This window comes from Paenibacillus mesotrionivorans (assembly GCF_046098205.1).
GTDB classification, from domain to species: Bacteria; Bacillota; Bacilli; order Paenibacillales; family NBRC-103111; genus Paenibacillus_AR; species Paenibacillus_AR mesotrionivorans.
This window is the reverse complement of the sequence record NZ_JBJURJ010000002.1, coordinates 470,487-489,337: the sequence shown is the minus strand read 5'-3', so window position 1 is coordinate 489,337 and position 18,851 is coordinate 470,487. Positions and strand designations below refer to the sequence as shown.

General features: G+C 55.7%; 17 protein-coding genes. 11 read left to right on the top strand and 6 right to left on the bottom strand.

What is annotated here, in order from left to right; translation table 11 throughout:
• Positions 1-104: 104 nt before the first annotated feature.
• From ACI1P1_RS04500 to ACI1P1_RS04470, 7 genes are all read left to right on the top strand, one after another.
• A complete protein-coding gene (locus tag ACI1P1_RS04500; RefSeq protein WP_416215165.1) occupies positions 105-695 on the top strand; it encodes a thioredoxin family protein in 591 nt (196 codons plus the stop codon).
• A gap of 372 nt (positions 696-1,067) precedes the next feature.
• Positions 1,068-2,618, top strand: coding sequence for a glycosyltransferase family 39 protein (locus ACI1P1_RS04495; protein WP_416215164.1), 1,551 nt, complete (start codon positions 1,068-1,070; stop codon positions 2,616-2,618).
• Positions 2,619-2,622: 4 nt separating this feature from the next.
• On the top strand, positions 2,623-2,796 hold the full coding sequence (locus ACI1P1_RS04490; RefSeq protein WP_416215163.1) for a hypothetical protein: 174 nt from the start codon (positions 2,623-2,625) through the stop codon (positions 2,794-2,796).
• Between the two features lie 296 nt (positions 2,797-3,092).
• Positions 3,093-4,532, top strand: a complete 1,440-nt coding sequence (locus tag ACI1P1_RS04485) for a pectate lyase family protein (protein ID WP_416215162.1) — start codon at positions 3,093-3,095, stop codon at positions 4,530-4,532.
• A 29-nt stretch (positions 4,533-4,561) separates the two neighbouring features.
• Positions 4,562-6,109, top strand: a complete 1,548-nt coding sequence (locus ACI1P1_RS04480; protein WP_416215161.1) for a pectinesterase family protein — start codon at positions 4,562-4,564, stop codon at positions 6,107-6,109.
• Between the two features lie 410 nt (positions 6,110-6,519).
• On the top strand, positions 6,520-7,905 hold the full coding sequence (locus ACI1P1_RS04475) for a glycine--tRNA ligase (RefSeq protein WP_416215160.1): 1,386 nt from the start codon (positions 6,520-6,522) through the stop codon (positions 7,903-7,905).
• Positions 7,906-8,031: 126 nt separating this feature from the next.
• Positions 8,032-8,316, top strand: coding sequence for a hypothetical protein (locus tag ACI1P1_RS04470; protein WP_416215159.1), 285 nt, complete (start codon positions 8,032-8,034; stop codon positions 8,314-8,316).
• A 595-nt stretch (positions 8,317-8,911) separates the two neighbouring features.
• Here ACI1P1_RS04470 and ACI1P1_RS04465 read toward each other — a convergent pair.
• From ACI1P1_RS04465 to ACI1P1_RS04455, 3 genes are read right to left on the bottom strand one after another with little or no spacing between them, the layout of a single operon-like run.
• Positions 8,912-9,550, bottom strand: a complete 639-nt coding sequence (locus ACI1P1_RS04465) for an NADPH-dependent FMN reductase family protein (RefSeq protein ID WP_416215158.1) — start codon at positions 9,548-9,550, stop codon at positions 8,912-8,914.
• Positions 9,547-10,050 (bottom strand): flavodoxin family protein, encoded by a 504-nt coding sequence (locus ACI1P1_RS04460; protein ID WP_416215157.1) that lies wholly within the window; start codon positions 10,048-10,050, stop codon positions 9,547-9,549. The genes ACI1P1_RS04465 and ACI1P1_RS04460 overlap by 4 nt, the downstream gene beginning before the upstream one ends.
• Positions 10,047-10,631, bottom strand: a complete 585-nt coding sequence (locus tag ACI1P1_RS04455; protein WP_416215156.1) for a TetR/AcrR family transcriptional regulator — start codon at positions 10,629-10,631, stop codon at positions 10,047-10,049. The genes ACI1P1_RS04460 and ACI1P1_RS04455 overlap by 4 nt, the downstream gene beginning before the upstream one ends.
• Positions 10,632-10,787: 156 nt before the next feature.
• On the opposite strand from ACI1P1_RS04455, the gene ACI1P1_RS04450 reads away from it, so the two are divergent.
• From ACI1P1_RS04450 to ACI1P1_RS04435, 4 genes are all read left to right on the top strand, one after another.
• Complete coding sequence (locus ACI1P1_RS04450) at positions 10,788-11,273, top strand: transglutaminase domain-containing protein (RefSeq protein WP_416215155.1); 486 nt, start codon at positions 10,788-10,790, stop codon at positions 11,271-11,273.
• A 19-nt stretch (positions 11,274-11,292) separates the two neighbouring features.
• Entirely contained in the window at positions 11,293-12,564 is a 1,272-nt protein-coding gene (locus ACI1P1_RS04445) for a helix-turn-helix domain-containing protein (RefSeq protein WP_416215154.1), read from the top strand.
• A 51-nt stretch (positions 12,565-12,615) separates the two neighbouring features.
• Positions 12,616-13,179, top strand: a complete 564-nt coding sequence (locus ACI1P1_RS04440) for a GNAT family N-acetyltransferase (RefSeq protein WP_416215153.1) — start codon at positions 12,616-12,618, stop codon at positions 13,177-13,179.
• A 106-nt stretch (positions 13,180-13,285) separates the two neighbouring features.
• The gene (locus ACI1P1_RS04435; protein WP_416215152.1) at positions 13,286-14,584 is read left to right on the top strand and encodes a GyrI-like domain-containing protein; all 1,299 of its coding nucleotides are present in this window, start codon (positions 13,286-13,288) and stop codon (positions 14,582-14,584) included.
• A gap of 539 nt (positions 14,585-15,123) precedes the next feature.
• On the opposite strand, the gene ACI1P1_RS04430 is transcribed toward ACI1P1_RS04435, so the two are convergent.
• The 3 genes from ACI1P1_RS04430 to ACI1P1_RS04420 form a co-directional block, all read right to left on the bottom strand.
• The gene (locus ACI1P1_RS04430) at positions 15,124-16,893 is read right to left on the bottom strand and encodes an MFS transporter (protein WP_416215151.1); all 1,770 of its coding nucleotides are present in this window, start codon (positions 16,891-16,893) and stop codon (positions 15,124-15,126) included.
• A gap of 195 nt (positions 16,894-17,088) precedes the next feature.
• Complete coding sequence (locus ACI1P1_RS04425; protein WP_416215150.1) at positions 17,089-17,721, bottom strand: cysteine hydrolase family protein; 633 nt, start codon at positions 17,719-17,721, stop codon at positions 17,089-17,091.
• 13 nt (positions 17,722-17,734) lie between these two features.
• Complete coding sequence (locus ACI1P1_RS04420; RefSeq protein WP_416215149.1) at positions 17,735-18,817, bottom strand: ABC transporter substrate-binding protein; 1,083 nt, start codon at positions 18,815-18,817, stop codon at positions 17,735-17,737.
• Between the last annotated feature and the right edge of the window lie 34 nt (positions 18,818-18,851).

The following is an 18,851-nucleotide window of genomic DNA, read 5'->3' as shown; positions in this document are numbered from 1 at the left end:
GGGTGGGATAAGCCGGAGATCCGGTTTCGCCTTGTTTTTCTCCCGGAGGCTCCGTTACAATTTAGGGGACGGCCAAGGCCGGAATCCGTGATGGAGGCGATGAAATGGCATTTACGCTGCAATTGGGTGAGCAAGCGCCGGATTTTTCCCTGCCGGCTACTGACGGTAAAACCTACTCGCTGCAAGACTTTGCCGGAGCCCCTGTACTCGTTGTTTTCTTCACCTGCAACCATTGTCCCTATGTGGTCGGCTCCGATGAGGTGACCCGCCACACTGCGCTGAAGTACAAGGAGCAGGGCGTCGCTTTTGTGGGCATTAACGCCAACAGTGAAATCACCAAACCCGATGATTCCTTCGACCATATGGTCCAGCGGATGGAGGAGCAGAAGTTTCCCTGGACCTACCTCCGCGACAAGGACCAAACCGTAGCCAAAGCCTACGGCGCTCTGCGCACGCCGCACTTCTACGTGTTCGACGGGGAGCGGAAGCTGGTATACTCCGGCCGGGGGCTGGATAACCCGCGGGAATCGGAGAAGGCCACCGTCAATGATCTGGACCGGGCCTTGTCGGAGCTCGTGGCAGGCCAGCCGTTGTCCGTGCCTTTGACCAATCCCATTGGCTGCAATGTGAAATGGGAGGGCCAGGACGAGCACTGGATGCCGGCGGATGCCTGCGATCTGGTGCCGCGGAGCTGATTTTTTTATAATAAGCAAGGATGGAACCGCTGGAGGGAAAGATGCTCCAGCGGTTTTTTGCTGTGCAAGGGGACAGCCGGGGAAGGGGCCGGCCCATCCTGCAAAAGTGCAGTTCATTTTCGCGTTATCGGGGAAAACCCGTTGTTTACCTGCAAAAGTGCAGTTATTTGCGCAGCAAACGTACGTTTGAAGGGGGAGCGGCCCCAAATAACTGCAGATTTGCAGGATGAGGTGCCCGTCCGTCAGTTATGTTGAAAAATAACTGCACATTTGCATTTTGCCTGCTTCCGCCTTTCAACGGATTTTCAGGTTGGGCCTTTATAATCAGGGCATCCTGCCGGAAAATCACACGGAAGCTTGAGGAGGGGTTCCATGGTCAAAGGAATTCACAAACTGCTCTACATCCTGCTTACACTGTTCCTGGGGCTGTTTGTCGCCTCCTCCTTTTTGATACGGGCAAAGTACCTGTATGCAGTGTACGGAGATACACCTGTGCTGGAAAAGCAGCAGCTTCTGCTGTTCATCGTTACGGCCGCGGCACTGCTGCTGGCGGGGCTTGGCATGTATGCGCTGTGCCGGAGGCTGGACAGATTCAGTCCGAAAATTATCATTCCGGCTGTACTTGCTGCTTCCTTCGCCGTCCAGACAGCGATTATTTTCCTGTTTCCCCGGCTGCCTACGGACGACTCCCAGACGGTGCTGACCCTGGCCCAAAACATACTCTACCGGGAGGATTATTCCTCGTTCCAAACCACCGGCTATCTGCATATGTTTCCGTTTAACTTTTCTATTGTGCTGTATTTGAAGACGCTGCTGCTTTTGTTCCCGGACAATTATCTGGTTATCAAGCTCTTCAACATCGGGTTCACCCTTATCACGACGCTGATGGTGTACCTGCTCTACAAGGAGCTGAATGTGAAATCCCGAAGCCGGGATTACGGCGTTCTTATCCTGGCAGCCTTTTATGCCCCGGCGCTGTTTATGAACAACCTCATTTATAATGATGTCATCGCAACGGCGTTTCTTACCTCGGCCCTTTATTTTGCTGTCCGGTTTATGAAGAAGGTAGCCCTGAAGGATATGATCCTTGCAGCGGTTCTGCTGGCAATCGGGAATTATTTCCGGAGCATCGGGGCCATTTTCTTGGTGGCCATCGCCATCACTATCCTGCTTCAAATCCGGAGGATCGGGGTCAAAAAATCTGTCCTGGCGCTTGTAGTAACGGTGCTGGTTTTTATGGTGCCGGGCTGGACCCAGAATCTGCTGCTTCAGACCACAGGCAAGGTGGAGGGCTCCGTCAATGCCAACTCCGCTCCCGTCTACATGTGGCTGAACATGGGGGTGAACCAAAGCACCTTCGGTTTTTGGGACAACCGCCAAAGCTACACGATTTATCAGCGGCAGGCCGGCTATAACAAGGAGAAAAGCACGGAGCTGTTTAAGGAGGAGATCAGCCGCAAGCTGTCTGAAGCGGGAGCGGGAGGCCTCCTCAAGATGTACACCAAGAAGCTGGTCTGGACCTGGACCGAAGGCACCTACCAGATGGAACGGTACGGCATTGGCAACGGCTCCTCCACCTTCGGCCGGGGAATGGGCGCCGTAGGGGACAAATACAGCTACACCACCTTTGCCACGGAGCTGTTCAAGGGTGACTCCACCGCCAGAGTGGGCCTTACATGGGCTATGTACGCTATGAAAATCCTGATGTATGGCTTTATATTGGTCCGGCTGATCGGCGGGCTGAAATCCGGGCGTTTCACCGAAATCCCGCTGGTGCTGGTGGTTCTGGGTTTTATCGCCTTTTATCTGCTGTGGGAGATCAAATCCCGTTATCTGTTTCCTATTTACCCGCTGCTGCTGGTGATGTCCTACATGGGCTTCAAGGATATGTACGATGCCCTATTCACGGAAAAGGAGGGATGAAGGGATGAAAAGAGTGAAGGCTGCCGCCCGCCTTGGGGTGCTGCTCGTCTGCTGCCTGTCTTTGGCCGCCTGCGAATACATCTCCGCCCAGACCATTCCGGATAACGGCCAAAACCAATCCCAAGGCCAAGGTCAATTCCAGGGTCAAGGCCAAGGGAGGATGGAACGAACACCATAAAAATAGTATAAAATGGTTGTTTACGGCACATAGACAGGTTGTCTGGGGTATACTGCCGGCCCGTTATGCCGTCTGCATAGCAGCAGAGCAAATTGGTTATGCGATGCATATAGCAATCTATTGGAAAACCGTACCATAATGAGCTGTACCGTAGTGCATTTGCTTCTGCAGCAGGTGTTAGACGGGAAGGGCTGATTGGACATCAGGAGCAAGCGCTTATCGGAGGCCTGGGGAATTGATCCTCAGGCTTTCGTTTATATAAGTAATGAAAACGCTTTATATGGAGGAGAAATCGAATGAATGGAATGAGTGTGAAGGCAGGATTCCAGAAGTCCAGTTCCTTGCTTCTCCTTGTGTTGGTGCTGCTTTTAACAGCGGCAGTGGGAGCATCACCGGCTCCGGTCCAGGCGGCGGGCCCTGCATCCTTGGGCATTATCACCAATTTTGCCGTACAGGATTCCGCCAACAGTGCGGATTGGTCGCTCCAGTACAGCCTGCAGACGGGGGACAAGCAGTATGGTGACCAAAGCATCACCTGGACCGCGCTGAAGGACCCGTATTACGGCTGGCAGTGGATCCAGACGGCGGCCGATTCCAAAAGCTACACCGGCAGTACGCTGGTTTCCTTCAAGGTGCTGGTCCGGGCGCAGATTTATGTGGCGGCAGACAAAAGCAAGGCCGTCCCCTCCTGGCTGTCGGACTGGTACGATACGGACGACGACATCACGAATAGCGCCGGCAAAACCTTCCGCGTGTACAAAAAGGATGTAGGGGCAAACACTTCGGTTTCCCTAGGCAGCCCTACAGCCGGAGGGGAGATGTATTCCGTTATGGTCAAGGATTTGAGTCCGGTAGGCTGGGCCAGTGTTAATGCCCTTGGCCAGAATGGGACCACCGGCGGTTTGGGAGGCGCCACTGTAACTGCCACTACCCAAGCGGAGCTGGAGGCGTATGCCGCTTCTGCGGAGCCGTTGGTCATCCGGGTCCAGGGCACCATCCAGATGTCCCCCTGGGGCGCCCGCATTCCGGTGAAATCCAACAAGACCATTCTGGGTATGGGCACCAATGCTACGCTGCAATATGGCGGGCTGCAGGTAACCAATAATGAGAAAAACGTCATTATCCGCAATTTGACCATCAAGGACTCCTTCCAGTCCTGGGACGGCAAGCTGGGGGATTGGGATGCCATTACTGTGCAGAACGGGGCGCACCATGTCTGGGTTGACCGCTGTACCCTGACGCATATGGAGGATGGTTTGGTGGATGTAGTGAAGGGCGCTGACTACGTGACGGTATCCAACACGGAATTCAGCAATCACAACAAAACCTTCGCCGTAGGCAACGACGAATACGATAACCGTCCCAAGGTCACGATCCATCATAATTTCTTTAACGGCACCAACCAGCGCAATCCCCGGGTCAACAATTCGGATGTCCATGTATTCAACAACTATTTCCTCAATCTGGGGGACTACGGTACAGCCAGCCACAATACGGCACAGGTGCTTTTGGAGGCTAATTATTTCAAGAATTCCGAGGATATCACCACCCTGGGGGATTCAACGGCCAATGTCGTCTTCACCAGCGACAATATAAAGGAGAATTGCACTGGCGTCAACCAGACCGGGGGTACCACGTTTAACCCCGCCAGCTCTTACAGCTACGTGAAGGACAGCGCTTCATCCATTCCCGCTTATGTCCTGAAGAGCGCAGGAGCAGGCAAGATCCGCAAATAAAGGGCAGTTCCCAATTAAAGGAGGAATTTATGATGATGAAAAAATGGTTCACTGCCGGTGCTGCCGCCGTACTGGCCGCAGCATTATTCGGGCTGGCGCCTAGCGGACAGGCCTTGGCTGCAGCCCCGCTTGCGGACAACAACTTTAACAGTACCGCCGCAGGAAGCCAGCCCTCCGGCTTTACCGTATCCGAAGATGGGGGGACAGTACGTGTGGCGGCCGTGCCCAGCTCGGCCAACCGCAGTATTTTTCTTAACGACACCAGCACCACGGCCTTATCCGGATTGAAAAAAGGCTTCACCTCCCAAAACGGCAAGGTGGAGGCCACCTTCAAGTTCATGCAGCCGTCCCTGGTCAATAATACCAAGGTTTTCCGTTTCCTCAGCGGGACAACAGCTGCGGTTTCCATCGAAACCATCGGCGGCAGCCTTTCGTACCGGAACCCGGACAGCACCTATGTAACCCTCCAAAGCAGCTATGCCGCCAATACCTGGTACACCATCCGGATCATAGCTGATCCGGCCACGGATAAGGCGGATGTATACGTCAACGGGGTCAAAAAAGCCAGTGCCGCCGCCTTCTTCACCGCTGTTTCCAACATCGACGGGTACGAATCCTTTACGCCCAACAGCTCCGCCGGATCCCATTATTTGGACGATATTCTGGTGAAGCCGGTATCCTCAGCCGTACCGTCAGGCGCTCTTGTGGTCAGCAAAAGCGGGGGCTCCGGCGTATATACTACTGTCCAGGCGGCTATCGATGCCGTGCCGGTCAATAACACAGCCAACGTTACTATTTTTGTGAAAAATGGAACCTATACGGAAAAGCTCAATTTCCCCGCCAACAAGCCGAATATCACGCTGATCGGGGAAAGCGCCGAAGGCACCATCCTAACCTATGCGGATACGGCAAGCTCCGCAGGCGGCACCTCCAACAGCTCCAGCGTTTATGTCAGAGGTAATAACTTTACGGCGGAAAACATCACCTTCCGCAATACCGCCGGCGCAACTGCCGGACAGGCGGTTGCCCTGTATGTGACCGGAGACCGGGCCAGCTTTACCAATGTGCGGATTCTGGGGAACCAGGACACCCTGTACGCCAACGGCGGCAGGCACTATTACCGCAACTCCTATATTGAAGGCACAGTGGACTTCATCTTCGGCGGGGCCACTGCGGTATTTGAAAACTGCGAGATCAAAAGCCTGGGCAACGGTTACGTTACCGCGGCTTCCACAGACCAGGCCACAGCCTATGGCTATGTGTTCATCAACAGCAGTTTGACCCGTTCGGGTTCGTTGGACGACGCCGTTCATTTGGGCCGCCCTTGGAGACCGTATGCCTCCGTGCATTATTTGTATTCCTTCATGGATACCCACATTAAACCGGAGGGCTGGAATAACTGGGGCAATGCCGCCAACGAAAGCACCGCCCGGTATGCCGAATTCGGCAATACAGGCTCAGGCTCGGCGGTATCCGGCAGGGTGGGCTGGTCACGGCAGCTTAGCGCGTCCCAGGCAGCGGCCATCAATACGCAATCGGTGCTGGCCGGCAGTGACGGCTGGGATCCGGCGCATTAAGCAGGGGCTGCGTGCCGGGATGAGAGACACTTGCCGCGGGACATCAGCAGCTTGACAAACCCCCTCATTATGGATAACATGGTAAGCAAATCGAAGATTCGGCTGTGACGGAGAAATCTATGCGGCAGCCTGCTGTTGAAGCGAACCGGGGATAGTGGAAGCCCGGTACAGCAGCCGCAAGACAGGCGCTCCCGAGCCGGTGACAAGAAAGCGGATGCGCATCTTCTTTTGTTCTGGCCCCTGCAGCTTCAGCGGGTGGGCAGGACACAAGAGAAAGCATCAACTGGGGTGGAACCGCGGGAGTATACAAGCTCTCGTCCCCGGACATGACTCATGTCCGGGGACGGGGGCTTTTTCGATTGGGCCGACGGCTGCCGGGCGCAACTTTAACCGACAAAGGAGAATGGATCATGAAGGAAGTTTCAATGGATCAGGTTGTTGCCATTGCCAAGCACCGGGGTTTTATTTTTCCCGGCTCCGAAATTTATGGCGGTCTCGCCAACACCTGGGACTACGGCCCTCTGGGCGTAGAGCTGAAGAACAATGTGAAGAAGGCCTGGTGGAAGAAGTTCATCCAGGAGTCCCCGTACAATGTGGGCCTGGACGCCGCCATTCTGATGAATCCCCAAGCATGGGTCGCTTCCGGCCACGTGGGCAACTTCAACGACCCGATGGTGGACTGCAAACAATGTAAAGCCCGCCACCGCGCCGACAAGATTATCGAGAACGCTCTGAACGACAAGGGTATCGAGATGGTTGTGGACGGCCTCTCCTTTGACCAAATGATGGACCTGATCCGCGAGCACAACATTGTGTGTCCGGATTGCGGCGCCTTCGACTACACGGACATCCGCCAGTTCAACCTGATGTTCAAAACCCATCAGGGCGTCACCGTTTCCAGCGCCAATGAAATTTATCTGCGTCCGGAAACTGCACAAGGCATCTTCGTGAACTTCAAGAATGTGCAGCGCACCATGCGCAAGAAACTGCCCTTCGGCATTGGCCAAATCGGCAAAAGCTTCCGGAACGAAATCACTCCGGGCAACTTCACTTTCCGGACCCGCGAGTTTGAACAAATGGAGCTTGAATTCTTCTGCAAACCCGGCGAGGATATGGAATGGTTCGGCTACTGGCGCAGCTTCTGCAAAAATTGGCTGCTGGCCCTGGGCATCAAGGAAGACAGCATCCGTCTGCGGGACCACTCCGACGACGAGCTTTCCCACTATTCCAACGCAACGACCGACATCGAATACCGCTTCCCCTTCGGCTGGGGCGAGCTGTGGGGCATTGCGGACCGCACCGACTATGACCTGAAGCAGCATATGGAGCATTCCGGCGAGGACTTCAACTATATCGACCAGGACAACAAGGAACGCTACATCCCTTACTGCATCGAGCCCTCCCTGGGCGCAGACCGGGTTACCCTGGCCTTCCTCATCGACAGCTTCGAGGAGCAGGCTCTGGAAGGTGAGGACAGCCGCACCGTGCTGCACCTGCACCCGGCATTGGCTCCTTACAAGGCTGCCATCTTCCCGTTGTCCAAAAAGCTGGCTGACAGCGCCCAAAAGGTGTTCGCGGATCTGGCCAAGGATTTCATGGTGGATTACGACGACTCCGGCTCCATCGGCAAACGTTACCGCCGCCACGATGAAATCGGCACGCCGTTCTGCATCACCTATGACTTCGAATCCGAAACCGACGGCCAAGTCACCGTCCGCGACCGGGATACCATGGAGCAAACCCGCATGCCCATCAGCGAGCTGAAGAGCTTCCTGGAGAGCAAGCTGGCCTGGTAGCAAAATCCCCCAAAAAGTGACGTGATGCTCCGAAGCGAATTCCGGTTACTTTTGGGGGAGCCCCCATTATCGGTTACTCAATAACAAATCCCCATTTTGGCGGTTCCCTTTGACGGGAATCCCAGAATGGGGATTGTTTGTTTTAGCGGGGTGGAAGGCCGCAAATCATGGAAACCCAAGGACAACCCCAAGGACAACCCCAAGGACAACCCCAAGGACAACCCCAAGGACAACCCCAAGGACAACCCCAAGGACAACCCCAAGGACAACCCCAAGGACAACCCCAAGGACAACCCCAAGGACAAACCCAAGGACAAACCCAAGGACAAACCCAAGGACAAACCCAAGGACAACCCCAAGGACAAACCCAAGGACAAACGCAAGGACAAACCTGGACTAACCGGTGGCTAACGGAACTAGGAGCACCTTAGCGGCGGAAAAATGAGCTTTGGCAGCTGTAGCGGAACTAAACGACTCTTAGCGGGGAAAAATCCAACATTCGGGGGTGTTTTCCGCTTCTAAGAGCCGCTTAGTTCCGTTAGAAATCCAAACCACCGTTTTTCCGCCTCTAAGCGTCACTGAGTTCCGTTAGAGCCGTCGCGCCGCACCCAGCCTCGCCAAACCCGCCGCTTCTACCATACTTTTGCCTCTAAGCGTCACTGAGTTCCGTTAGAGCCGTCGCGCCGCACCCAGCCTCGCCAAACCCGCCGCTTCTGCCACACTTTTGCCTCTAAGCGTCACTGAGTTCCGTTAGAGCCGTCGCGCCGCACCCAGCCTCGCCAAACCCGCCGCTTCTGCCACACTTTTGCCTCTAAGCGTCACTGAGTTCCGTTAGAGCCGTCGCGCCGCACCCAGCCTCGCCAAACCCGCCGCTTCTGCCACACTTTTGCCTCTAAGCGCCTCTGAGTTCCGCTAGAGCGCTGTGCGCACCTACTCTCGCTTCGTGTCGCACCCACGATTCGCGCTGCACGGGCACTGCCCGCCGCGCTTCCGGACTCTGCTGCTCCTACGGCAGCCTTCTCCTGATTTCCTTCTTCATAATGCCATTCTGCTTGGCCATGGCGTTCCAACCCATGGTCCCGGCGATTTTCCAGGCGATCCGCGGGAATTTGGGGCTGAGCAGGAGGGTGCCGCCGGTTTTCCGGGACTGCAGATTGGCGGCCACCACATCCATAGCGTTATGCAGATTTTTCATCGGGCCATGTCCGTGCGGCACATTCTCCACTGATTGCAGCATTTCACCCGCACCTTGCCCAATAGCCTGGGCGAAGCGTACGCCGGACCGGGCGCACCAGTTTTGGAGAATGCGGATGGCAATCTTGTTTTGCTCCCCTTCAAAAAAACCGTTATTCACTATGGCGTACAGCATGATTTCCTTGCTGCGCTCCGCCTTCATATAATCCTCCAATTCAGTCAGCATCCGCAGCAGGTGGGAGGGTATTGCGTCCACATACAAGGGAAATGCCAGCACCAGCGCATCCATATGGCATAGCGCCGAATAGTCCGATTCGGTCAGCGGCAGCCGGCTAACATGAAAATGGAACAGCTCATGGTCCTTGCCGAGCAGCGGTTCGAACGAGCGAAGAAGCCGGGCGGAGTTATTTTTGCCGGACTTGGGGCTTCCATTAATCAGGGCGATCTTCATTGCAATCCCTCCCAGGCGTCTTCCGCATTCCGATAGAAAAAAACCTCGTTGCCGGTGCTGTAGAAATTCATCGCGTTGGCCGCTACCAGCGCCCGGGCCGTTTCCTGCTCCGCGGGAGTCAGGTCATCACCGTAGAAGTGGACCGTCAGCTTGAAGCTGGTTTCATAACGCCGCTGGTGGTGGGTTTCCCCGTTGATGGTGGCGAAGTAAGGCAGGATGTAGGAAATACTGCGGTCCAGCACATTTTTGACAAAAGGACTGTAGCTGCCATAGGCGCATTTGCTGATGATAATCATCTCATCGGAGGCGCCTGCCCATTCCCCCATCCGCTGATAGTCATCCTTCAGCACGCAGACGCCGGGGGTTCTGACCCAGCAGCCGAAGCAGCCGATGCACTTGCGGATGGTGCCGTTGTCGGTAATGATTTTAAGCTCCTGTTCACTCCCGGTCCCTATGGACGGGGCATCCTGCCGCGACAGGTCATGAATAATCAATTTCATGATGGTTTCTCCTTTTTCGTCAGAGTTTCTATAAAAATATCCGTCCAGCTCCCGGAATACTTGATGCCGCTGGTGGCGGAAAGTGCAGCGATGCCGTGAACCATGGACCAGGAGGCAATCAGGTGTGAGGGATGGGCCTCCTCCGGCAGCCCCCATCTGCGGAACATACAGAAGGCTGTGGAGCGGAACAAAGCAAAGGGAGGGTAATCCTCCGGCTGTGCCTGATCCAGATTTATGGTCAGTCCGGAATAATAGAACAAAAATTGAAAGTATTGCGGATGCTCCACGAAAAAATCAATATATGCCTGCCCCAAAAAGGCCAGCACACCCGGTGTTTCTTCTTTCCCCTGGACAGCGGACAGGAGCTTATGCATAAACTGGCCGGTGACATAATCCCCCATTGCGGAAATCAGCGCATCCACATCCTTAAAGTGGCTGTAAGGCGCCGTATGGCTCACCTGACACCGGGCGGCCACCTTCCGCAGGGAGAAGCTCTTCAGGCCCTCCTCGTTAATCAGCTGAATGCCCGCCTCGATCAGATCATTGCGCAAATTTCCGTGGTGATAGGGCTTTTCCTTCATAGCCCGGTTCCCTCCGTTCCAAACTTTACAATGGTAAGATAATATCATATCATCTTTACGCTGTAAAGATACATGTTTGTGACAGATATCTCCCTGTTTATGGAAAAAGAAGTGTATAATGGTCCTTACAAGTAAGTGCGGAACAGGTGATGCCGTATGAAGCTCCATGAGGCGATTGAAGTATGCCGGGCCTCCGGATTGGAGGGGGTAGAGCTCATTCAATTTGCCCAAAAACTGGTTGGTACATGGATGAACTATTCATATTCCAATTCCTTTGATTTTCCCTCCAGAGCTTTGGAGAGGGGAAAAGGCTACTGCTGGCAACAGGCCAGTATATTGAACCGGATACTGGTGGCGTTGGGATTTCAGAGCAGGCTGGTATATGCCGTCAGAACGGTAATGCCGCAGCGCGTCCATGGGGGGACCCTTGTTGCCGGGCATATATCGGGGCATGTCTGGTGCCGGGTCAGATACGGTGACCGGGAGGGTGATGTCTGCCCGGGCAATCCGGAGAACCGGTTTGGCAAAGTCCATTTTGTACCGGTGTCGGCGGTTAGGAGATGGAACGGATGGGTTTGTTTTTGGGCTTATTGGGGTTCCGCCTGGGTGAATGCGGTCAGACGGAGAAGAGTAAGCAGATAGTGCTTGATGGAGGAAGCTTATGGAGAAGCAGCAACGGTTCAAAAGAGTTATTCAATATATCGAGGAGCATCTGCAGGAGGAGGTTTCCCTGGAGGGGGCCGCCCAAGCGGGGTTCACCTCTCTGATGCAGCTGTACCGGGATTTTTATGCTCATACGGGACATTCGGTCAAGGAGTACATCCGCAAAAGGCGTCTCTCCAATGCCCTCAGTCTGATCCGCTGCTCGGACATGCCATTGGCCGAGGTAGCGTATACCTGCGGCTACAGCTCCCAGCAAGCCCTGTGCAAAAGCGTCAAGGCCGCAGTCTCCATGACTCCCCTGGAATATAAGCGCAGCGGAGTCTCATACTACTTTCCCAGGTATGACAGCCTGTCGGCAAAACAGGTGACGGTTGCAGCGCAGACCCTTCCCGCCACCGTGCGGGCGGCCTTTTATCATTCCCGTTTAAGCGGAATTGAGGAGCAGGCCATTGCGGCCTTGCAGGAAACCCTTCCTGACTACAGGGGAAGAGTTTTCGGAAGGAACGGCAAGCAGCAGGGCAGCCGGTTTTACTATTGGATATGGCTGGAGTATACGCCGGAGGCAGTGGAAGGTCTTCTTGCAGGCAGGATGTTCAAGGGGGTGGAGGTATTCCCGGAGCTGAGCCTTACCGGTGCCAAGGTTCTTGTGCGCAATGACGAGCCGGAGATTGGCCGGGCATGGAATTATCTGTACACGGATTGGCTCAGATCCAGCATGTTTACGCAGGCGCCGGAGCCGTACTTTGAGGAATTTCTATGGCGGAACGGCAGGGTGAACCGGCTGGCATTGGTTTTGCCGGTTATGAAACGGACGGATTATGACCGGATTTCGCTGATCCGCAGCCCGGGAATGCTTTTTTTGGCCTCAACCCGGGAAGGTCCGCATGCAGAAAAGGAAGCGTCCCAGGCTGTGATGGGCTTTCTTGCCGTGTACAACCCTTCAGCCGCCCGTTCGGCAGATACCTTTTATATCGCCAAAAATGGGAGGGCCTGTACCTGTGGAGTCAAGCTGGAGGAGAAGCTGCCGCTTCCGTCAGGGGGCGGGCTTGAGCTTCTGGAGCTGCCCGCTGGCAGCTATGCCGTGCTGGAGACGGACTGCGCCGGAGACAGCCGGGTGCTGGAGGAGCGCCTGGAGGCGTGGGTGCAGGACAATGGCTTGCGACGGAGCAGCCGGCCCGCTTTTGCCATATATGAAGCCCAAGGAGGTTATACGGCTAACCACATTACCACCACCTGCCGGATACAGCTTGAACATGTTAAAAACGGATAATACGCTCCGGGAAACCGCTGGTAAAGTAGAGACAGGAAAGGGGGGGACAGGATGGGCGCCATTCGAAAGTTGTTGTTTGAGGAAGTGCCGCAAAGCTATTCGCCCAAGCATCTGCCGGAGATTGTCAGGCTGGCCGGGGAGCTGCATGAACAGGAAGCCGTTGTCTACCGTCAGGGGGCGGCGGGGCCTGTGCTTTTTGAAACGGGGAGGCTGTTGATCCGACGGTTTGTCCCGGGTGATGCAATGGCGGTGCAGGAGCTGGCTGTGGACCGTCATCATTCCGAGATGCGGTACCGGGACCACCCGTGGCCGACGGATGAGAAGGGCTGCAGGGAAGCGACGGAGTGGTTCTCCGGGCAGGACAATATGTGGGCCGTATGCCTGAAGCCGGATTATCGCTTGATTGGCATGGTGGTTTTCAATACGGTGGACGAACGCAACATGGTTGATCTGGGTCATGTCTGGCACACCCGGTACTGGCATGCCGGGCTGGATACGGAAGCGCTTTTATTATGGTGCGGTATGCTTTCGAGGTGCTGGCTGCGGATGGGGTGTTCGCCTATAATCCGCTGGATTGTGCGCCGCAGATTTCACCGCTTTTGGAGCTGGGGCTGACCGTCACGGAAACCAACCAAGCCTCCTTTGCCCGGGATGAGCAGGGGGAACCCATTTATTTTACCGGCTGCAAGCTGGTATTGGAGAGGGACAGGTGGAACGCGCAATGAGTATGAGAAAGCAGGAGCTCCCGGAGCATGGGGAAGGGCCGGGCCAAGGCAAGGGAACGGGGCAAGACAAGAGAACGAGTCAAGACAAGAGAACGGGTCAAGACAAGAGAACGGGTCAAGATCAAGTTCAAGGTCAGAGTCGAGGTCAAGGGACAGAGGGCTACAGCCCTGTGGTCAAGCCGGAAATTCTGAAGCTGGCGGAGGAGATGAGCCGTATGGGGTTGCCTGAAGAGGTGCTGGTGGAGCAGGTTAGTGAATTTTGTACCATTGTGGACCGTCCAGAGATGAAGGTGGTGGGCTATGCCCTGCCGATCAGCTACGAAAGCCGGGGGTATGGCGGTTATTACGGCTTTGAACATGCCAATTGTATCCTGAACGATTACTTCTTCACCAAAAAGCTGGTGGGGGAAGGGGATATGGGGCTGCTGGCCGGGCTCATTGGAGACAGCCTGCGGCATAGGGAGATTGTGACCGTTCGAACGGATGTCCGGGGAGACGGCAACTACAAGGTGCTGGCCGGATTTATGGTGGAGAGCTTCGACCGGCTGCCGGAATATCTGCCGGAGTATACGGAGACGCTTGTTTTGCCCCCCTGCCGGTATGCGAAGGTGCTCATCAACGAAGGCAAACGGGAGGACCGGAAGGGATATGACGAGCGGATGCATGCGGACGAGTATTTCACCGGCCAGTTCCGGCAGGACACGAAGTATGTATTTAACCAGGCAGGCTATGGCTTCAATACCTATGATGAAACCGGGGATATTCTGACCAAGTATGAGCCGGTAAAAGTAGCAGAGGGCCTGAAGGAGCGGTTTGATTCCTTGCGCTACAGGGTGGTGACGCTGCCGCCGATGAAGATCGCCTGCAGTGTGACCCATCCGGGTGACGAGGAGTTCGTCATCACCAAATACTTTGGCGTGCAGAATCAGGTATTCGCGACGGAAGCGGCCAAGTATTACCTGCATGATTATTACGGCTTCCCCATTGATGCTCCCGAAAAAGGCTCCTACAGCTCCTGCTTCGGTACCCGGGTCAGCACCTTCGAGGGGCTGCCGGATTGTGTGGAGAAGGTAACGCTTCCCGGCGGGATCTATGTACATATTTCCCAGCTGGAGGTGAATGGGGATAATCCCTCCAATCCCTATGAGGTGGCGTTCCAGCATCTGCAGGAGCTGTTCCTGGCGGAGCATCCCCAATACAAGGCTGACTGGAGCCGGAAGGCCATCGCCCGGTTCCGGCAGGCCAACTGCGCCTCCGTGTTTATGCCGCTGAAGCTGGTAGAGAATGCGCGATAGAAGAGTAGCATTGGTGCGCGTTCGGATGTTTGATGCACCGCCCTAATTCTAACGGAAGCAGGAGCCCTTATTTGGCGAAAAAGCGGGGGGTTAAATTTCTAACGGAAGTGAGCGCCGCTATTTGGCCTGAATGGTGCTCAAATGGGCATGTTCGGCTGGAATAACGGCTGTGGCTTCCGTTAGAATTCGGAAAAGCCACTTTTTGGTCAAATAGCGGCTCTGGCCGCCGTTAGAATTTGGTTGCATGGCGGCAGGTTACCGGAACAGGTTCGCATCAGCGCCAAACATTCGGTACATGCGATGAGCACCATGTTTCAGTATCCGGGTGTTGAGTATCGAAGGGCGAGCACCATGTTTCAGGATCAAGCGTCGAGCGCAGAGTGTCCGGCACCATGTTTCAGTATTAAGCGCGCAGAGTGTTCAGCACCAAGTTTCGAGTTTCGAATGTCCTGCACTATGGCAGACATTAAGCGTCAAGCAGCACCGGGTGTCGGGCACCAAACGCCGAGTGTCAAACGCCAAGCGTCAAGCCCCAAGCGTCAGGAGGAAAGGGTTTCCTCCTGGCGCTTTTGGTGCTTCAGGCGGCTCTGCCGTTGTGACAGTGCTGCGACGCCCAGGCTCGTCGCTACCAGCACGGCGCATAGGACAAACACGGCGTGGTAACCGCGGAGGGAGCCTCCGGCAGCTGCTGCGACCGCAGAGGCAGCATTGTTTCCAGAGGCCGCCGCTGCTCCAGCCGCCAACAGCCCCCCGCCTGCCACCGTGCCGAACATCATGCCCAGGTTCCGGGACAGGGCCAGGATGCTGCTGATCACTCCCAGATGCTCTCGCGGCGTTTCCCGCATTACCAGGCTGTTATTGGGGGAGGTTATCATCCCCATGGATATGCCCAGCAGGATAATGAGGGCGGCCAAGAGCGCGGGTGGGTACGAGAGTGACAGAAATCCTAGTACCAGCAGGGTAACGGCCATCAACTGCAGCCCGGCCGAAAGGATGGGCATGATTCCATGTTTGTCCGACAGCCGGCCGAATACGGGAGCGGACAGGATCAGCGCAGCGGGATAAGCCATCAGCAGAAGCCCCGCTGCTGCGGGTGACAGCCCCAGCTCTTGGCGCAAAAATACCGGAAGGACCAGCTGTGCGGAGAAAGCGGCCATATAAGTGGCGATGGTAATGAATATGCCGCTGTTGACACCTGCGTTCTGGAACAGCCCTAAGGGAATGAAGGGCTCCCGGATCCGCCTTGGAGCTGCAGCAGAACCCCATCTGGAGGGCAGACACCACCAGATGAACAGCCCCAGGCCCAACCCGAACACCGCCACCGCCGCCACCACCGGCGGTGAGCCAAACCCGCTGGTGCCCGCCAAATTCAGGGCGGCCACCAGCCCCGTGAGCGCTGCCGCGAACATGGCGGCGCCGGTCAAATCCAACCGGGAGGCCCTGCGGGGCTCCTCCCGGGGGATCAACCGCTGCGCCAGCATCCACGCAGCGGCAGAGACGGCGGCCAGCATGGCGAAGCTGGTCCGCCAGGAGAACCACTGGATGAGCACGCCCCCCAGGCTGGGTCCCACCATGGACCCTGCCGCCACGAAGGTGCTCATCAGCCCAAGGGCTCTTCCCCGCTGGTTCTCGGGGAAGATAGACACGATCAGGGCCATGTTGGTGGCCTGGTACATGGAAGCCCCCAGCCCCTGCAGGATGCGGAAGGGGATCAGCCATCCCAACGAAGGAGAGAAGACGCAGGCGAGAGCGCCCAGCATGAAGATAAAATAGCCGGCGTTATGGATCCGCGTCCGCCCAGCCAGATCCCCCAGCCGTCCCATCAGCGGCAGACAGACGGAAATCACTAGCAGATAAGCCGTGACCACCCACTGGGTGGACTGCAGCGTAACTCCGAACTCCCCGGCAATGTCCACCAACGCGATATTGAACATTCCCGCCGACAGATTGGAGAGAAAGGCGCCAAGGCAGATGACATACTGCACCATCATGGTTTTGCGGCGAGTGTGTCCTTGACGAGACACCGGATCAGCTTCAGGCATATTGCGGATAGGCCCTGCAACACGTGGATGTAAACTATCCGTTTTTGCGGTTTCTTCCGCGCAACCCGCCGCTTGGAGCCGGTGTGCCTCTGTAGTCTTATCCGCCACCGCCACATTCTCTAGTTTTTGTGCTTTCACCGCATGTTCCACATACCCCGACTCATCCAGACTATCTTCCCTTCCCGTATCCTCTCCATAGCCCGCTTCTGCTTCCTGCCCCTGGCCTTGTCCAGGTTTCCTGCGCTCCTTATAAGAGGTTACACTCATAACCGTTTCACCAGCTTTGCCGCCTCTGCTCCTTAGGGTCTGTTTTCAAACTCGCTTGAGGGCATCTTTTACCGCCTTTTCGTCCCGAGCTAGCGTTACTTTCGCTTGACGTCCCCCGGTACGGCTTCACAAAAATGCCTTGCCTGGAACAAAAATCCGCCAAAATCTGCTCCCCTCGGAGTTGGAAGACAGCCCCTAGAGGGCGAGGGTCGATTTTTTGCCTTGCATCCACATGTCCGCAAGCTCTCCGCTTGACGCCACCGTGCCGAAATATCCCTGAATATTGACCAGCGTCATCTCGTGGGCATCCCGGGAATAAGAGGCACAGGCATCCTCTACCAGCACGATATGGTAATCCAGCATAAACCCGTCCCGGGCGGTGGACTCCACACAGACATTGGTGCTGACACCGGCGATAAGCAGGGTGTCAATCTTCAGCGTCCGCAGCACGGAATCCAGCCGCGTATTCACAAATGCGCTGTACCGGTGTTTATTCACTACAATTTCGCCGGGCCGGGGGCTGATTTCATAAAATTCTGCGCCCCAGCTGTCCTTCCGGCAAACCTGGGCCGATCTGCCGGAGGACCGGGTCACCCAGGCCTCCGAATCCGTGGCTTCCTCATGAAAGGTCTGGATGAAGATAACGGGAATTCCTTCCTCCCGCACCGCTCCCAAAAGCCCATGCAGCCGGGGCATCATCTCCTTAACCCCGCTGACATCACAGCCTGTTAAGCCCAATGCTCCTTCGGGATGGCAATAATCATTCTGCACATCCACAATCACCAGAGCCGGACGGGTTCCCGCCAATAAATGTTCTAACGTGTTCATTTTCATCAGCACCTCACTTCGCTGCAGCTTCATTGGCTTTTTTGGCAAACTGCATATCCACTAAACCGTCATAGGTATACGTGCCTTTGAATATCCCGGTTTTGATCATCACATTCATATCATTCTCCAGCGCCTTCTCCGAAATAATGCCGTCAGGGCTCCACAGGCGGTCCGCGTACGCCCGGTCCAGGGAAGCCTTTACCGCTTCCTCCGAAAGAGTGGGGAATTCCGCCTTCAGATTGGTTTTGGCCAGCTCCTTGTCGGATTGCACCTTCTTCAGCGCCTTAATCATGGCGTTGGTGAACTTCTGGACCGTTTCCGGGTCCTTGGTGATGGTGGATTTCTTTACACTGACTACGGAGTAGGCAAAATCACCCAGGCTGGGGAACTTGTAAAAGGGCTCGTCCCACACCTTCTGGTTAATGCCGTCCACAATCTGCGGCTCTGCCCCGTTGGCAATATCCGCCGCTCCTTGTTTCACCATGGTAACCACCGTAGAACCATCCGCTGGCTCCAGCAGCTGCACATCCTTCTCCGGATCAAGCCCCACATCCAGCAGCAGGTAGCGAGTCAGCAAATTCGGCGTTCCGCCATGCCGGTTGGCATTGACCTTTTTGCCCTTCAGGAACTCCTTCAGATCCTCCTTGGAGGTGCTTTTGGGGGCTGTACCGCTTTTGGCCATCAGATAAACGTTAGCCCGATTCACCACATTTACCACGGACATAATCGGGTCCGAGCTATTAGTATTCGCCAGGGCATTGGACTCGGGCCCGCCGATCACGCCCCAGGCATCGCCGCTGACCACAGCGGTTACATGGGCGCCGCCTGTCGCTTGAATGACCTGCACCTCCAGGCCCTCCTCGGCAAAATATCCTTCACGCTGCGCCACATACATAGGCAGGTATCCGGTCAGATGAAGGGGTTCAGCGATGACAATTTTCTTCAGGTTTTTGCCGGATTGGGCTTCGGCGACGGGAGTAGCGGCTTTTTCCCCACAGCCGGCCAGGGCGGCGGCAACAAGCAGGGACAAGGACAAAACCAGTGGAGCTTTGCGGATACGGTGCAAATAAGGGCGTGTGTGGAGGCGTTCGGTCATAGGAGGATTCATCCTTTCAGCAGTGGTTTTTGGT

Coding starts and splice junctions, on each gene's coding strand:
- ACI1P1_RS04500 (WP_416215165.1), top strand. CDS start 105: ATGGCATTTACGCTGCAATTGGGTGAGCAAGCGCCGGATTTTTCCCTG.
- ACI1P1_RS04495 (WP_416215164.1), top strand. CDS start 1,068: ATGGTCAAAGGAATTCACAAACTGCTCTACATCCTGCTTACACTGTTC.
- ACI1P1_RS04490 (WP_416215163.1), top strand. CDS start 2,623: ATGAAAAGAGTGAAGGCTGCCGCCCGCCTTGGGGTGCTGCTCGTCTGC.
- ACI1P1_RS04485 (WP_416215162.1), top strand. CDS start 3,093: ATGAATGGAATGAGTGTGAAGGCAGGATTCCAGAAGTCCAGTTCCTTG.
- ACI1P1_RS04480 (WP_416215161.1), top strand. CDS start 4,562: ATGATGATGAAAAAATGGTTCACTGCCGGTGCTGCCGCCGTACTGGCC.
- ACI1P1_RS04475 (WP_416215160.1), top strand. CDS start 6,520: ATGAAGGAAGTTTCAATGGATCAGGTTGTTGCCATTGCCAAGCACCGG.
- ACI1P1_RS04470 (WP_416215159.1), top strand. CDS start 8,032: ATGGGGATTGTTTGTTTTAGCGGGGTGGAAGGCCGCAAATCATGGAAA.
- ACI1P1_RS04465 (WP_416215158.1), bottom strand. CDS start 9,550: ATGAAGATCGCCCTGATTAATGGAAGCCCCAAGTCCGGCAAAAATAAC.
- ACI1P1_RS04460 (WP_416215157.1), bottom strand. CDS start 10,050: ATGAAATTGATTATTCATGACCTGTCGCGGCAGGATGCCCCGTCCATA.
- ACI1P1_RS04455 (WP_416215156.1), bottom strand. CDS start 10,631: ATGAAGGAAAAGCCCTATCACCACGGAAATTTGCGCAATGATCTGATC.
- ACI1P1_RS04450 (WP_416215155.1), top strand. CDS start 10,788: ATGAAGCTCCATGAGGCGATTGAAGTATGCCGGGCCTCCGGATTGGAG.
- ACI1P1_RS04445 (WP_416215154.1), top strand. CDS start 11,293: ATGGAGAAGCAGCAACGGTTCAAAAGAGTTATTCAATATATCGAGGAG.
- ACI1P1_RS04440 (WP_416215153.1), top strand. CDS start 12,616: ATGGGCGCCATTCGAAAGTTGTTGTTTGAGGAAGTGCCGCAAAGCTAT.
- ACI1P1_RS04435 (WP_416215152.1), top strand. CDS start 13,286: ATGAGTATGAGAAAGCAGGAGCTCCCGGAGCATGGGGAAGGGCCGGGC.
- ACI1P1_RS04430 (WP_416215151.1), bottom strand. CDS start 16,893: ATGAGTGTAACCTCTTATAAGGAGCGCAGGAAACCTGGACAAGGCCAG.
- ACI1P1_RS04425 (WP_416215150.1), bottom strand. CDS start 17,721: ATGAACACGTTAGAACATTTATTGGCGGGAACCCGTCCGGCTCTGGTG.
- ACI1P1_RS04420 (WP_416215149.1), bottom strand. CDS start 18,817: ATGACCGAACGCCTCCACACACGCCCTTATTTGCACCGTATCCGCAAA.